The organism is Pseudomonas sp. PSE1(2024) (genome assembly GCF_050990555.1).
Lineage (GTDB): Bacteria > Pseudomonadota > Gammaproteobacteria > Pseudomonadales > Pseudomonadaceae > Aquipseudomonas > Aquipseudomonas aphyarum.
Genome location: NZ_CP158967.1, coordinates 4,193,662 through 4,207,895, shown reverse-complemented (window position 1 = coordinate 4,207,895; position 14,234 = coordinate 4,193,662). Strand labels below are relative to the sequence as shown.

The following is a 14,234-nucleotide window of genomic DNA, read 5'->3' as shown; positions in this document are numbered from 1 at the left end:
CCCCGAGACGCGTAAACTCGCCACTCTGGTTCAATTGTTGAGGCTGCAGTGGTGGATTTACAGCAGGGCTTCGTCCTGACCCGGCATTGGCGCGACACCCCGGCCGGCACCGAAGTCGAGTTCTGGCTGGCAACCGACGCCGGGCCGCGCCGTGTGCGCCTGCCGCATCAGCCGTCGGTGGCGTTCATCCCGGCGGCGCAGCGCGAGCAGGCCGAGCGGGTGCTGGCGGACGAAAAGAACGTCGAACTGCGCCCCCTGGCCTTGCAGGATTTCGAGCATCGCCCGGTGCTTGGTCTGTATTGCCAGCAGCACGGCCAGTTGATGCGCCTCGAAACCGCGCTCAACCGTCACAGTGTCGATGTTTTCGAAGCCGATGTGCGACCGCCCGAGCGCTATTTGATGGAGCGTTTCATCACCGCGCCGGTGTGGTTCAGCGGCACGCCCGATGCCGACGGTGTGCTGCTCGACGCGCACCTCAAGCCTGCACCCGACTATCGCCCGCAACTGCGACTGGTTTCGCTGGACATCGAAACCACCGAGCAGGGCGAGTTGTATTCCATCGCGCTCGAAGGCTGCGGCGAACGGCAGGTGTACATGCTCGGTGCGCCGAACGGCGATCACAGCGTCGTCGACTTCGACCTCGAGTACTGCGAATCGCGGACCCTGATCCTCAAGAAACTCAACGACTGGTTCGCCCGCTACGACCCCGACGCGATCATCGGCTGGAACCTCGTGCAGTTCGACCTGCGGATTCTCCACGAACACGCCCGGCGCCTCGGCGTGCCGCTCAAGCTCGGGCGCGGGGGGGAGGAAATGCAGTGGCGCGAGCACGGCAGCCGCAATCATTACTTCGCGGCAGCGGCAGGAAGGCTGATCATCGATGGCATCGAATCCCTGCGTTCGGCGACCTGGAGCTTTCCCTCGTTCAGTCTGGAGAACGTCGCCCAGACGTTGCTCGGCGAGGGCAAGTCCATCGACAACCCGTACCAGCGCATGGACGAGATCAACCGCATGTTCGCCGAGGACAAACCGGCGCTGGCCAAGTACAACCTCAAGGACTGCGAACTGGTCACGCGGATCTTCGCCAAGACCGAGCTGCTGAAGTTTTTGCTGGAGCGCGCCAGCGTCACCGGTCTGCCGGCGGATCGCAGCGGCGGCTCGGTGGCGGCATTCACCCATTTGTACATGCCGTTGATGCACCGCCAGGGTTTTGTGGCGCCTAACCTCGGCACCAATCCACCGCAGGCCAGCCCCGGCGGGTTTGTCATGGACTCGCAACCGGGGCTTTACGAATCGGTGCTGGTGCTCGACTACAAGAGCCTTTATCCGTCGATCATCCGCACCTTTCTGATCGACCCGGTTGGGCTGATCGAAGGCTTGCAGCATCCTGACGACAGCGACTCGGTGCCGGGTTTTCGCGGCGCTCGTTTCTCTCGCACCCGGCATTGCCTGCCGTCCATCGTCGCCCGGGTCGCCGAGGGTCGCGAGACCGCCAAGCGCGAACACAACGCGCCGTTGTCCCAGGCGCTGAAGATCATCATGAACGCTTTCTACGGCGTGCTCGGTTCCAGCGGTTGCCGGTTTTTCGATACGCGACTGGCGTCATCGATCACCCTGCGCGGCCACGAAATCATGTTGCGCACCCGGCAGTTGATCGAAGCCCAGGGCCACGCGGTGATCTATGGCGACACCGACTCGACTTTCGTCTGGCTGCGTCGCCCCCACGGTCAGGAAGAAGCGGCGACCATCGGCCGGGCGCTGGTTGCACACGTCAACGACTGGTGGCGCGAGCATGTGCGTGAGCAATACGGGCTGGAAAGCGCCCTCGAATTGCAGTTCGAAACCCACTACAAACGCTTCCTGATGCCGACCATCCGTGGCGCGGAAGAGGGCAGCAAAAAGCGCTATGCCGGCCTGGTGACTCGTGCCGACGGCAGCGAAGAAATGGTCTACAAAGGCCTGGAAACCGTGCGCACCGACTGGTCGCTGCTGGCCCGGCAATTCCAGCAGGAACTGTACGAGCGGATCTTCCAGCGCAAGCCGTATCAGGATTACGTGCGTGAGTACGTGCGCAAGACGTTGGCCGGCGAGTTCGACGAGCGACTGGTCTACCGCAAGCGCCTGCGCCGCACCCTCGACGACTACGAACGCAACGTGCCGCCCCACGTGCGCGCCGCACGGCTGGCAGACGATTACAACGCGCAACACGGTCGCCCGCGCCAGTACCAGAACGGCGGCTGGATCAGCTACGTCATCACCCTGGCCGGGCCCGAACCGCTGGAAGTGCGCCGCGCGGCCATCGACTACGACCACTACATCACCCGCCAGCTGCAACCGGTGGCGGATGCGATCCTGCCGTTTGTCGACGACGATTTCTCAACCCTGATCGGGGGGCAACTGGGCCTGTTTTGAGTCCAGCAGTTGCAGGGTCCATTCGTCCTGAATTCCGTGGAAGTAACGCTCCAGCGCCTGATGCCAGAGGCTGTCGTCGTCGGCGAACTGGGCGAACAGGGTCATTGAGGAGTGGAATTTCAGGTCGTCCGGGTGGCCGAAAATCTCGGCAATCGAACGCTGCTGCACATTCAGTACAAGCTGCGCACACGTGCGCAGCCGGGCGCCGAGCAGCTCATGGGCCAGATAGGCCCTGGCCTCGCCGGCCGAGCCAATTGCGAACCGCCGCGACATCTCGCTGCCGCCGAGCCCGGCGAACTGCGGGAACACAAACCACATCCAGTGGCTGCGCTTGCGGCCCTCGTCGAGCTCGCGCTGGACCCGTTCGAACACCGGATCCTGGGCGAGCACGAAGCGTTGCAGGTTGAATGGATCGTCCTGATCAGTGCTTCTCATGGCGAAGCCCTCTGTCAGTCGGCGGTGGCTCAGACCATGGCCAGCCGCTGCTTGCGTTGTGGCGCGTGAAACGCCTGGTCCAGCGCCGCCAGATCCCCGGCATCGAGTTGCAGCTGCGCCGCTTGTGCATTGAGCTGCACGTGTTCCGGGCGCACGGCCTTGGGAATCGCAATCACCCCATCCTGACGCAGAATCCACGCCAGCGAAACCTGTGCCGGGGTCACGCCGTGACGAGCGGCAATCTGTTTCAGCACCGGCTCGGCAAGCATGGCGCCGCCCTGGCCGATGGGGCAGTACGCCATCAGCGGCATGCGCTGTTGCTGGCACCACGGCAGAAGATCGAATTCGATGCCGCGTTCCTCCAGGTTGTACAGCACCTGATTGGTCGCGCAGGCCGAACTCGACAGTTCCTCAAGATCGTCGACGTCGAAATTCGACACGCCCCAGCGACCGATCTTGCCGTCCTCGCGCAGACGCTCGAAAGCCTCGACGGTTTCTTCCAGCGGATACTGGCCGCGCCAATGCAGCAGATAGAGGTCGATGTAATCGGTGTCGAGCCGGCGCAGGCTGCGCTCGCAGGCCTGGGGAATGCCTTTGCGGCTGGCGTTGTGCGGGTAGACCTTGCTCACCAGGAACACTTGATCGCGCAGGCCGGCGATGGCTTCGCCGACCACGCTTTCGGCACCGCCCTCGGCGTACATTTCGGCGGTGTCGATCAGGGTCATGCCCAGCTCGATGCCGCTGCGCAGGGCGGCCACTTCACGCTTGTGCGCCGAGCGGTCTTCGCCCATGCGCCAGGTGCCCTGACCAATCACCGGAACCTGCACGCCAGCCAATTCGAGGGTACGCATTCAAACCTCCTTTCTGAAACGGTCGATATCTTTAAGTGGGCAGCAGGATAGCCCATGGGTTCCCAATGAGGCGTATCCACCAGTTAAAGCGTATATGGCGAGGCTCTGTTGTTCCGATGTCTTGAACTGGAATTTCGGAAGTGCGCAAGAAGTTGCGCAGTTGTCCGTAACAAGACCCGGTTAAAACCTCCTGCAAGCCTTGCCAATCAAGGCCTCCAGCCAAGTGCGCAAGAAGTTGCACAGTACTGCGCAACTTCTTGCGCACTTTTCGACAAATGCAGTGGGAATTTTCGCCGTATCTGTGAAGAAAACTTACCAAGCCCCCGGTTTATAAGGGTTTGAAAAAGTTGGCATACTAATTGATGGCCATTGGCCGCCTTTTGGGTGATATCACCGGTCGAGGCACCTTCACTACTCAAAGAATTTTTGCCGCCAGATCCTTAGCGATCTGGCGCGTATCGCAGCACTGCGCAAGGGACAAGGGAATGTTCTCACCGGCCAACCAGCCTCATTTCAATCTGACCATCGATGGCGCGGACAGCGACTTTCAGGTGCTGTCGTTCACCGGTCGGGAAGCCCTCAACACTCCCTTTGAATTCGAGCTGGAACTGGTCAGCGAAAAGGCCTCGATCAACCTCGAAGGTCTGCTGCACAAACTGGCGTTTCTTCAGCTCTCGCCGAGCGGCACCGGGATCCACGGGCTGATCTACAGCATCGCCCAGGGCGAGGCGGGCAAGCGCCTGACCCGCTACAAAATCTCCCTGCGACCGCAGCTTTCGTACCTCGCGCACCGCTTCAACCAGCGCATTTTCCAGCAGATGACCGTGCAGCAGATCATCAGTGAGGTGCTGGAAGAGCACGGGATCCTCGCCAGCGATTACCACTTCCAGCTGAGCGCGATCTATCCCGAGCGCATCTACTGCACGCAGTACGATGAAAGTGACCTGCACTTTGTCCAGCGCCTGTGCGAGGAGGAGGGGATCCACTACCACTTCCAGCACACCTCAAGCGGCCACAAACTGACCTTTGGTGATGACCAGACGGTGTTCCCGAAACTGGCGCCGGTGGCGTATCAGCAGGACTCCGGGCTGGTGGCGGACCAACCGGTGGTCAAGCGTTTCGGCCTGCGCCTGGCCACCCGCACCAGCCGCACCACGCGGCGCGATTACGACTTCGTCAAACCGAAGATCGAGCTGGAGAGCGACGCCAAGAGCAGCGCCCAACCGGACCTGGAAGATTACGATTACCCGGGCCGCTTCGTGGATCGCGAGCGCGGCAAGCACCTGGCCAACCGCAACCTCGAACGCCACCGCAGCGACTATCGCCTGGCCGAGGGCAACAGCGACCAGCCGATTCTGGTCACCGGGCATTTTCTGGCCCTGACCGACCACGCCAATCCGACGTGGAACGACCTGTGGCTGCTCACCGAAATCTTCCACGAAGGCAAGCAGCCGCAAGTGCTGGAAGAGTCGGTGACCAGCGACACCACTGACCTGAAGGACGATTTCCATCAGGGCTATCGCAACCGCTTCAACGCCATCCCCTGGGACGTGCCGTATCGTCCGCCGCTGGATCACCCGAAGCCCAAGGTCCTCGGTTCGCAAAGCGCCGTGGTCACCGGTCCCGAAGGTGAAGAAATCTTCTGCGACCAATACGGCCGGGTGAAGGTGCAGTTCTTCTGGGACCGCGAAGGCCAGCACGACGACAAGACCACCTGCTGGATGCGCGTGGCCTCCAGCTGGGCCGCTGAAACCTTCGGTTCGATCAATATTCCGCGGGTCGGCATGGAAGTGCTGATCACATTCCTCGAAGGCGATCCCGACCAGCCCTTGATCACCGGTTGCCTGTACCACGGCGCCAACCTGCCGCCGTACAAATTGCCGGACTTCAAGACCCTGGCCACGGTCAAGAGCAAGGAATACAAGGGCAGCCGCGCCAACGAACTGCGCATCGACGACACCACCAGCGAGATCAGCATCGCGCTGCGCAGCGATCACGGCGCGAGCGCGATCAACCTTGGTTACCTGACCCATCCACGTCCTTCAGGTGGGCAGCCACGCGGCGAAGGTTTTGAGTTAAGAACCGACCGTCACGGCGCCGTGCGTGCCGGTGCCGGTCTGCTGATCACCACCGAACCGCGACCGAACGAATCCAAGCACCACAAGGACCTGCCGGAAACCGCCGAGCGCCTGGCCACCGCCAGCGATCAACAGGACGGGTTCGCCACGCAGGCCAAAGAGCTTCAGGCTCAAGAGGCCGGCGATCAGGACGACGTGGCCAAAGCGCTGCACGCCCAGCACCAAGGCGTACTCGGCAGCGGTCCGGCGAACCTCACCGCCAACGAATTCCCCGAGTTCACCGAGCCGCATCTGGTACTGGCGAGCCCGGCCGGTATCGCCCTGACCACGCCGCGCTCCAGCCATATCGCCACTGGCGAACACCTGGCGCTGAGCAGCACGGGGCACACCAGTTTCTCCATCGGCAAACGTCTGCTGGCCAGCGCCAGTCGCGGCATGCGCCTGTTCGTGCAGAGCATGGGCTGGCGGCTGGTGGCGGCGTCCGGCGACATCGACGTCAAGGCGCTCAAGGACAGCATCAACCTGCTGGCCAAACTCAACATCACCGCCAACGCTGACCGCATCACCATCACCGCCAAGACCGAACTGGTGATCCAGGGCGGCGGCAGCGCGACGACCTACAACGCCGGCGGCATCACCCACGCCACCAGCGGCCCGTACACCGCGCATGCGGCGAACTTCGCCTACACCGGGGCGAAATCCCTGGCCGGCGTGTTCCCGGAACCGCCGAAACCGGGCAAGGGCAACCTCGAATTGTTCAACCAGTACGCTGGGCGTCAGGGCATCAAGGACGGCGACTACGAAGTCATCGATGCGCTGGGCAAAAGCATCAAGGGCAAGCTCGACGCGAAGGGGTTCGCCAGTGTTGCCGGCGCCGCACCGGGCCCGGCGCGGGTGCTGTTCGGCAAGGATCCGGCGGACACCTGGAGCGACGGCAGCTACATCGGCAAACCGGAATGGCCGTTGAATCCGCCGGGCGCGGAAGACATTCCGAGCCAGGTGCAGGCCATGGTGGCGCAGGCGTTGCCGAGCAAGAACTGGGACATGTTGGAGAAGGGCAAGGAATTGGCACAGACAGGGATGGGTGCAATGCAGACCGCGCAAGGTGCGATGCAAACGACGCAGCAGGTGAAGGGTGCAGTGCAAGGCGGAGCGGCCGGGCTGCCGAAACTGGCGAGTGCGGCGTTGCCGAGTGCGTCGGGGATTCTCGGGGCGGCGAGCAAGGCGGGCAAGTTGCCGAGTCTGCCGGCGCCGACGCTTCCAAAAACTTCCTTGAAAACCCCGGGCCTGCCGGCGGGTGAGATGCTGTCATGACCACTGAAAGTGCTGCTGTAAAACGTGAACCTCAGGTTGCCATTGTTCCCCTGAATGCCATCGATATTCAGGACGTTGCGAGTAGCGCGGCGACTTTCGACGCTTGGCTTCAATCCACCAGCGGCGGGGTGGTCACCCTCGACCGGATCAAAAACGTTGCCGGTGCTTTACCCGTGGTGGGCAACATCATGGCGCTGGTCGATGCGTTGGGTGACATCGTCACGCTGTCGAACGCGCAGAAACGTGATCTGCTCGCCTGGGCCAGTCTCGGTATCAATCTGATCGGTGTTTTGCCGCTGCCACCGGCGATGGCGGCAGCCCGGATGACCCTGCGTCCGACGCTGTTTCTGGTGCGTCAGGAGATGAGGGCCAGCAGCAAGTTATTGCTCAGCACCTCCGTGATCGAGGTGCTGGTAGGTCACCTGAACGCCTCGATTATCGGCACGCTGGATGATTTCGTTGAACAGGCCAAAGGCAAGCTGCCGGGCATTCTGGCGGACGCTGGCAAGCTGGGCGAAGACGTTATCAACGAGATTGCCAAAGGCCTCGAGACGGTGGCCAATGGCAAGCTTGATGCCAAGGGCGACCTGAACGCGGCTGGTGCACAAGCGAGTGCGGCGGTCGATCAATTCAAGAATGATCCCCTTGCATCGTTCGGCAACATCTTCGGCGCCGCGTGCAGCGCTTATAAGGCCGCAGGCAAAGGCTTGGCCAACAGTGCAGCCGATCACCTGCTGCCCGATGACGTGAAGAAGCGGGTTGCTACGGAAACCGCAAAACTGCGGGCGATGGGCCCGGAACTACGCACCCAATTAAGCAAGCTGGACGACGAGTCCGTTCAGAACTCCATTGGTTGGTTGCTACTGATCCTTTCCAGCGCCGTGACGTTGTGGCGCAAGCGCAATGCCCATGGCCAGAACGCCGCCGTCCACCCGGAGAAGACCGGACAGGCGAAGCGTACGGCATCTGAGGGGCAGTTGGCCGCCCACGGCCAACAGGCACCGGCGAAAGGCGCGCCCAATCCAAAGAAAGGCCCCTGTGAATGTGCCACGGACTTCAGCATCAATTTCGCCTTGGGTTCGGAAAGCCTCAGCCATACCGATTTCAGCCTGCCCGGCCCCTTCCCGATCGAATGGACACGCACTTACAACTCTCGTCTCGACGCCTACGATCAGAGCGAACTCGGCGCCCGCTGGATCAGCGAATTCACCACGCGTTTCGACTGCGTGGATGAAGGCCTGACGTTCTACGACGCCGACGGCCGTGACCACAGCTATCCGCTGCCCAAAGTCGGTTTGTTCCACTACGACCCCATCGAAAACATCACCCTGGTTCGTGCCAGCGAAGATCAGCTGTTGCTGTGCCGTGGTTTCGAACGCAAGGAAACCTACGTCCGCCGTGGCCAGCGTTTTGTGCTGAGCAACATCTCGCTGCGCAACGGCGCCGGAATCATGCTGCATTACGAGCATCGCCACGGCGAACAATCGGTGCTCTCGGACCTGATCACCTATCAGGAAAACGACTTCACCAAGGTTCACTTGCACCTCGGCACGCTGATTGACGATCACGGCCGACTGACGGGTCTCTGGCAAATCGTTGACGGCGAACCGCAGCGACAGCTCTGCGCCTACCAGTACGACGCCTATGGCGACCTGATTCAAGCACAGGACGAGAACGGTGCAGTCTGGTCGTATAAGTTCGAGCATCACCTGATCACCCGCTATACCGACCGCACCGGACGCGGCATGAACCTGCAGTGGGACGGTCCGGGCTCCAAGGCCAAAGCCATCCGCGAATGGGCCGATGACGGCAGCTTCGATACGCGCCTGGAGTGGGACGAAAACATCCGTCTGACCTACGTCACCGATGCGCTCGGCAACGAGACCTGGCACTACTACGACATCCTTGGCTACACCTACCGCATCCGTTACGCGGATGAGCGTTCGGAATGGTTCTTCCGCGACGAGGCCAAGAACATCGTGCGCCGCGTCAATGCCGACGGCAGCACCGATCGCTACAGCTACGATGAACGCAGCAACTTGCTCGAACACATCCGCGCCGATCACACGGTGATGCATTACGCCTACGACGATCAAGACATGCTGATCAAAATCAGCGATGCTGAGGGTGGTCAGTGGCAACGCGCCTATGACGACCAAGGCAACCTGGTCGAAGCGCTCGATCCGCTGGGCAACAAAACCGAATACGCCTACAACAAATCCGGTCAGCCCACCGCGATCAAGGATGCCAACGGCAACGAAAAGGCCCTGGATTACAACGATGCCGGGCAGTTGGTTGAGTACGTCGATTGCTCGGGCAAGACCAGCGCCTGGGAATACAACGAACTGGGGCAGATGATCTGCTTCACGGACGCCGCCGGGAACTCCACCGAATACGAATACAAGGCCGGCCAACTGGTGCTGATCAAGCACCCGGACAAGACTGAGGAACGCTTTGAGCGCGACGCCGAAGGCCGGTTGTTGACGCATGTCGACGGTCTCGATCGCTGCACCACCTGGAGCTATAGCGCGGCAGGTTTGATCGCCGAACGGGTCGATGCCGCCGAGCAAACCCTGCGCTATCGCTGGGACCGCCTCGGACGGTTAACCGCCCTGGAAAACGAAAACGAACAACGCGCGCACTTCCACTACGACCCGGTCGGACGCCTGTTGGAAGAACGTGGCTTCGACGGTCGCACCACGCGCTATCAATACGATGCTCAGACGGGTCGCCTTGCCCAATCGATCAATGGCAAACGCGTCATCTCGGTGAGCTTCGACCCGATGGGCCGCTTGACCGAGCGTCGCGCCACCCTGGGTGACCAATCGCAAAGCGAAACCTTTGCCTACGATGGCAACGGCAATATGGTGCTGGCCGACAATGCCGACAGCCGCCTGCAATGGTTCCACGACCCGGCCGGCAATCTGCTGCGCGAACACCAACATTACCTCGGACTGGAAAAGCCCACCGTCGCAATCTGGCAGCACGAGTACGACGTGCTCAATCAACGTGTTGCCACCGTACGCCCGGACGGACACCGCGTCAGTTGGCTCACTTACGGCAGCGGCCACCTGCTGGGCATGCGCCTGGACGAGCATGAGCTGATCGGTTACGAACGCGACGACCTGCACCGCGAAGTTGCCCGTCATCAAGGCAACCATTTGCTGCAAACCCAAAGCTGGGACCCGGCCGGTCGCTTGCAGGAGCAACTGCTGGGTCGCAGCGATGACAAAAGCACTCTGCTCAAGCGCGAATACCAATACGACGCTGCCGGCCAACTGACTGACATCAACGACAGTCGTCGCGGCCCTCTCGCTTATCGCTACGATCCGGTCGGCCGACTGCTCAGTGCCGTGACGCGTCAAGGTATTGAAACTTTCGCCTTCGACCCGGCCGGTAACCTGCTGGATGACAAGACTGCCGAAATCCGTCGCCCACTGGATCTGACGCCACCGCGCAGCAAACTGGTCGACAACCTGCTGCGCGAATACGCCGGCACCCACTACGACTACGACGAACGCGGTAATCAGATCCAGCGCTGGCACAACGGCCAGCGTAGCGATATGCGTTGGGACCTGTTTGATCGACTGGTGCATTTCGAAGATCCGCGCTTGAGCGTGGATTTCGCCTACGACGCGTTGGGACGACGTCTGCACAAAAACTCCCGCGCCCACTACAAACAGCGGCCAGAAGCCGGTTCCCTCTGGAACAGAAACGAGCACGCCCGCAAACAGCGTGAACTTGGCTGCGATTTTACGCTTTACGGTTGGGATGGCGACAATCTTGCGTGGGAAAGCAGTCTGGCGCAGGGCGATGGCGAGCCGGGACGCACGGTGCATTACGTCTTTGAACCGGGCACTTTTGTCCCTGTTGCACAGGCTGTACGGCATGCGCCGATCAATCTGATGGGGCTGCCGGATTACAGTGGTGAATACAGCCTTGATGAAGACCCGGTGTGGAATCACAAGGCAACGGCGTTACCGTTTGATGCGTTGTCCTGGTATCAGTGTGATCACCTCGGTACTCCGCAGGAACTGACGGATTCACAAGGCAATATGGCTTGGACCGCGCAGTACAAGGCGTGGGGGCAGGTGACGGAGCAGCGCTCGGAATGGGCGCGGCAGCATGGCGTGACGAACCCGATCAGGTTTCAGGGGCAGTATCACGATCATGAGACGGGGCTGCATTACAACCGGTATCGGTACTATGATCCGGCCACAGGGCGTTTTGTCAGTAAGGATCCTATTCGCTATGCCGGCGGTTTGAATTTTTATGCATATGCTCCAAATCCAGTAAATTGGATCGACCCGCTTGGATTAGCAAAGTCTGGTCGTTGGGAGCCTGTCGGCAATGGCCGCATTCGGATAGACCCGCCGCATGTGGAAAATACGAATCAACAGGTTCACGCTCACTGCCAATGCAAGACAAGGAAGGCTGAAGTTGTGGTTAACAAGGATGGGTCTCAGAGCCATGGTACGCGGGGTAGCGTCTCTGAACTCACGCGGAAAGAAAAAGACTACCTTCGGGATAAAGGTTTCAATCTATGAAAACGCTGACTAAGTTCACCGTGCACGGGACCGCTGTCGGGAGTGATACGAGTATTCAGCTGGATGAGGTTTCGATTCTTGCTGATCCACAAACGATTAGAGAGCTTGGTATTTTTCTTATTAATGCATCGTATGAGATGTCAACGAATGGACTTGAGCATATGCACCTTCAAGATATAGTTGAAGACTTCGACTATGACGCGAATGTGGACTTTATTGCACTTAATAGCGACATAGTTAAAACGTGACCGGATGCTGACGTGCCGCCGCTGATCGAACTTCCCGAAAGCCTGCGTCCACTGTTTCTCGCCGCAGGTTGGCCCACTACCGGCACCGAACCACTGCCCGGTTTCGTCCCACCTGAACACCCGGCCACGGCCCTGCTTGAACAGCTCGCCGGGCTGCGGGTGGGCACCTGTGGCGCAGGCGAGGAATGCGCTACCAGTGATGTCGCATTCGGCACCTTTGAACATCTGCATGGAAGCGAAGAGTTCCTTGAGTGGCAGCAACGCCTGGGCAGTACCTTGGTGAGCATCGCCGAAGTCCAGCACGGTCACGGCGCGCTGTTGATGGACGAGCGGGGTCGCTGCTACGTCTTGAGCCTTATCCATGACGAACTTTGGATGCAGGGACGTGACTTCATTCAGGCCATGGAAACCCTGATTTTCGGGCGCAAGGCCAGTGAGTGGTGCGAGTGATTCGAATCCCCATGAGTTGATGAGTGTAAAGAGTTCGTCTGTCTGTTGGTGCTGATACGATTTTGACCCCGGAGGATATTCTGAATGCACCATCTGCAACATCTTCGATATGACCATCGCTTACAGTGCATTAGGGTGGGGATGATGGGCTCCAGTGACTTGGGTCAACAATTCATTATCGGCAAAAGGCTGAGTTACTGGTCAAAGGAGTGACAACATGAAAGACGCAATCCGCCTCGGCGACTCCACCACTCACGGTGGCAAGGTCCTCGAAGCATTCTCCCGGACCGACCTCAACGGCAAGCCGATTGCCGGAGTCGGTCACAAGGTCAGTTGCCCATTGTGCAAAGGGGTTTTCCCGATTGCCGAGGGCAGCAGCACCTACACCGTCGATGGCGTGCCCATCGCGCTGGACGGCATGAAAACCGCCTGTGGTGCAGCACTGATTGCCAGTGGCCCGAAAGGCGCCGTAATCAGCTGAGTCTCTGAGTTTCTTTTACCCCTGTTTGCACCGGTCGATATCCAGAGTAGGCAGCAGATAGTCCAGGGGTTCAAAAAGCAAAAAGATCGCAGCCTGCAGCAGCCCTACATCAGGATTGATTTTCTCTTGTAGGCGCTGCCGCAGCCTGCGATCTTTTGCTTTTACTTCGCGGAGAACTTCAACACCACGCTCTGGGTGTAGGTCTGGCCGGGATCGAGGCGGGTGCTCGGGAAGTTCGGCTGGTTCGGCGAGTCCGGGTAATGCTGGGTTTCCAGGGTGAACGCGCCCCAGTGTGGATAGACCTTGCCACCCTTGCCCTTGACCGTGCCGTCGAGGAAGTTGCTGGTGTAGAACTGCACGCCCGGTTCATTGGTGAACAGTTGCAAGTAGCGACCGGATTGCGGGTCGCTGACTTCGGCAGCGAGTTTGCTGACGTCACCCTTGGTGTCCAGCGCCCAGTTGAAATCGAAGCCGCCGTGTTTCTCTTCGGCGAATTTCAATTGCGGATGATCGGCCTTGATGTGCTGGCCGATGGCGGTGGGCTTCGTGAAGTCCATCGGCGTGCCGGCCACGGGGGCCAGTTCACCGGTCGGGATCAGTTTGGCGGTGACCGGGGTGTAATGGCTGGCGTGCAGGGTGGCGACTTGCTTGAGGATGTCGCCATTGCCGGCGCCGGCGAGGTTGAAGTAGCTGTGGTTGGTCAGGTTGAGCACCGTCGGTTTGTCGGTGCTGGCCTTGTAGTCGATGCGCAGCTCGTTGCTGTCGGTGAGGCGGTAGGTCACTTCGGTGGAGAGGTTGCCGGGGAAGCCCATTTCACCATCCGCCGACAGGTAGGTCAGGGTCACGCCGACCGAATCCTTGTCTTTGGTTTCCGTCGCTTTCCAGACCTTTTTGTCGAAGCCCTGAGTGCCACCGTGCAAGGCGTTGGTCTTGTCGTTCTGCGGCACTTGGTAACGCTTGCCGTCGAGTTCGAAGGCGCCGTCGGCCAGGCGATTGCCGAAGCGGCCGATGGTCGCGCCGAAGTACGCGGTGCCTTTCTGGTAACCCTGCACATCGTCGAAGCCGAGGACGATGTCGTCGAGCTTGCCGTGTTTGTCCGGCACCTGCAGCGCCTGCAAGGTCGCGCCGTAGGTGATGACTGTGGCTTGCATGCCGTGGCTGTTGCGCAGGATGTATTGCTCGACGGGCGTGCCGTCATTGGTTTTGCCGAAGGCTTTGTGTTCGCTGGACAGGCCGGCAGCCTGGGCGGAGAGGGTGGCGATCATCAGGGACAGTCCGAGGCCGCAGAGTGAGTGTCGGGATTGAAGCATGGTTGACCTTCCTTTTTGTTGTTGTTTTAAAAATCTCTAAATAGTCATGCTAATTGATGGTTGCGTGAAGATTTATAGCGGATGAAACGATTAATGCAAAAATAAAGT

9 protein-coding genes are annotated in these 14,234 nt (G+C 60.3%); 6 read left to right on the top strand and 3 right to left on the bottom strand.

The features are described 5' to 3' along the window. Window positions 1–51 precede the first annotated feature (51 nt). On the top strand, window positions 52–2,412 hold the full coding sequence (locus ABTV87_RS19045) for a DNA polymerase II (protein WP_433898140.1): 2,361 nt from the start codon (window positions 52–54) through the stop codon (window positions 2,410–2,412). Here the strand turns inward: ABTV87_RS19045 and ABTV87_RS19040 are convergent. Both ABTV87_RS19040 and ABTV87_RS19035 read right to left on the bottom strand, forming a co-directional pair. Next, window positions 2,377–2,847, bottom strand: a complete 471-nt coding sequence (locus ABTV87_RS19040; RefSeq protein WP_433898139.1) for a DUF1810 domain-containing protein — start codon at window positions 2,845–2,847, stop codon at window positions 2,377–2,379. The genes ABTV87_RS19045 and ABTV87_RS19040 overlap by 36 nt on opposite strands. Before the next feature lie 29 nt (window positions 2,848–2,876). Further along, window positions 2,877–3,698, bottom strand: a complete 822-nt coding sequence (locus tag ABTV87_RS19035) for an aldo/keto reductase (RefSeq protein WP_085732241.1) — start codon at window positions 3,696–3,698, stop codon at window positions 2,877–2,879. 485 nt (window positions 3,699–4,183) lie between these two features. Here ABTV87_RS19035 and ABTV87_RS19030 point away from each other — a divergent pair, with 485 nt between their 5' ends. The 5 genes from ABTV87_RS19030 to ABTV87_RS19010 all read left to right on the top strand — a co-directional run bounded on the left by ABTV87_RS19030 (window position 4,184) and on the right by ABTV87_RS19010 (window position 12,816). Continuing rightward, complete coding sequence (locus tag ABTV87_RS19030; protein ID WP_433898138.1) at window positions 4,184–7,090, top strand: type VI secretion system tip protein VgrG; 2,907 nt, start codon at window positions 4,184–4,186, stop codon at window positions 7,088–7,090. Further along, the gene (locus ABTV87_RS19025; RefSeq protein WP_433898137.1) at window positions 7,087–11,637 is read left to right on the top strand and encodes an RHS repeat-associated core domain-containing protein; all 4,551 of its coding nucleotides are present in this window, start codon (window positions 7,087–7,089) and stop codon (window positions 11,635–11,637) included. Before ABTV87_RS19030 ends, ABTV87_RS19025 begins: the two co-directional genes overlap by 4 nt. After that, the gene (locus ABTV87_RS19020) at window positions 11,634–11,885 is read left to right on the top strand and encodes a hypothetical protein (protein ID WP_433898136.1); all 252 of its coding nucleotides are present in this window, start codon (window positions 11,634–11,636) and stop codon (window positions 11,883–11,885) included. Before ABTV87_RS19025 ends, ABTV87_RS19020 begins: the two co-directional genes overlap by 4 nt. A 12-nt stretch (window positions 11,886–11,897) precedes the next feature. Then, on the top strand, window positions 11,898–12,335 hold the full coding sequence (locus tag ABTV87_RS19015) for an SUKH-3 domain-containing protein (RefSeq protein WP_433898135.1): 438 nt from the start codon (window positions 11,898–11,900) through the stop codon (window positions 12,333–12,335). A 217-nt stretch (window positions 12,336–12,552) separates the two neighbouring features. Then, window positions 12,553–12,816, top strand: a complete 264-nt coding sequence (locus ABTV87_RS19010; protein ID WP_007951599.1) for a PAAR domain-containing protein — start codon at window positions 12,553–12,555, stop codon at window positions 12,814–12,816. Between the two features lie 161 nt (window positions 12,817–12,977). Here the strand turns inward: ABTV87_RS19010 and ABTV87_RS19005 are convergent, their stop codons facing one another. Beyond that, on the bottom strand, window positions 12,978–14,126 hold the full coding sequence (locus ABTV87_RS19005; RefSeq protein ID WP_433898134.1) for an aldose epimerase family protein: 1,149 nt from the start codon (window positions 14,124–14,126) through the stop codon (window positions 12,978–12,980). Window positions 14,127–14,234: the final 108 nt, after the last annotated feature.

Bases quoted from the DNA above. Each gene is read 5' to 3' on its own strand.
- ABTV87_RS19040 (WP_433898139.1), bottom strand. From the start codon at position 2,847: ATGAGAAGCACTGATCAGGACGATCCATTCAACCTGCAACGCTTCGTG.
- ABTV87_RS19035 (WP_085732241.1), bottom strand. From the start codon at position 3,698: ATGCGTACCCTCGAATTGGCTGGCGTGCAGGTTCCGGTGATTGGTCAG.
- ABTV87_RS19030 (WP_433898138.1), top strand. From the start codon at position 4,184: ATGTTCTCACCGGCCAACCAGCCTCATTTCAATCTGACCATCGATGGC.
- ABTV87_RS19025 (WP_433898137.1), top strand. From the start codon at position 7,087: ATGACCACTGAAAGTGCTGCTGTAAAACGTGAACCTCAGGTTGCCATT.
- ABTV87_RS19020 (WP_433898136.1), top strand. From the start codon at position 11,634: ATGAAAACGCTGACTAAGTTCACCGTGCACGGGACCGCTGTCGGGAGT.
- ABTV87_RS19010 (WP_007951599.1), top strand. From the start codon at position 12,553: ATGAAAGACGCAATCCGCCTCGGCGACTCCACCACTCACGGTGGCAAG.
- ABTV87_RS19005 (WP_433898134.1), bottom strand. From the start codon at position 14,126: ATGCTTCAATCCCGACACTCACTCTGCGGCCTCGGACTGTCCCTGATG.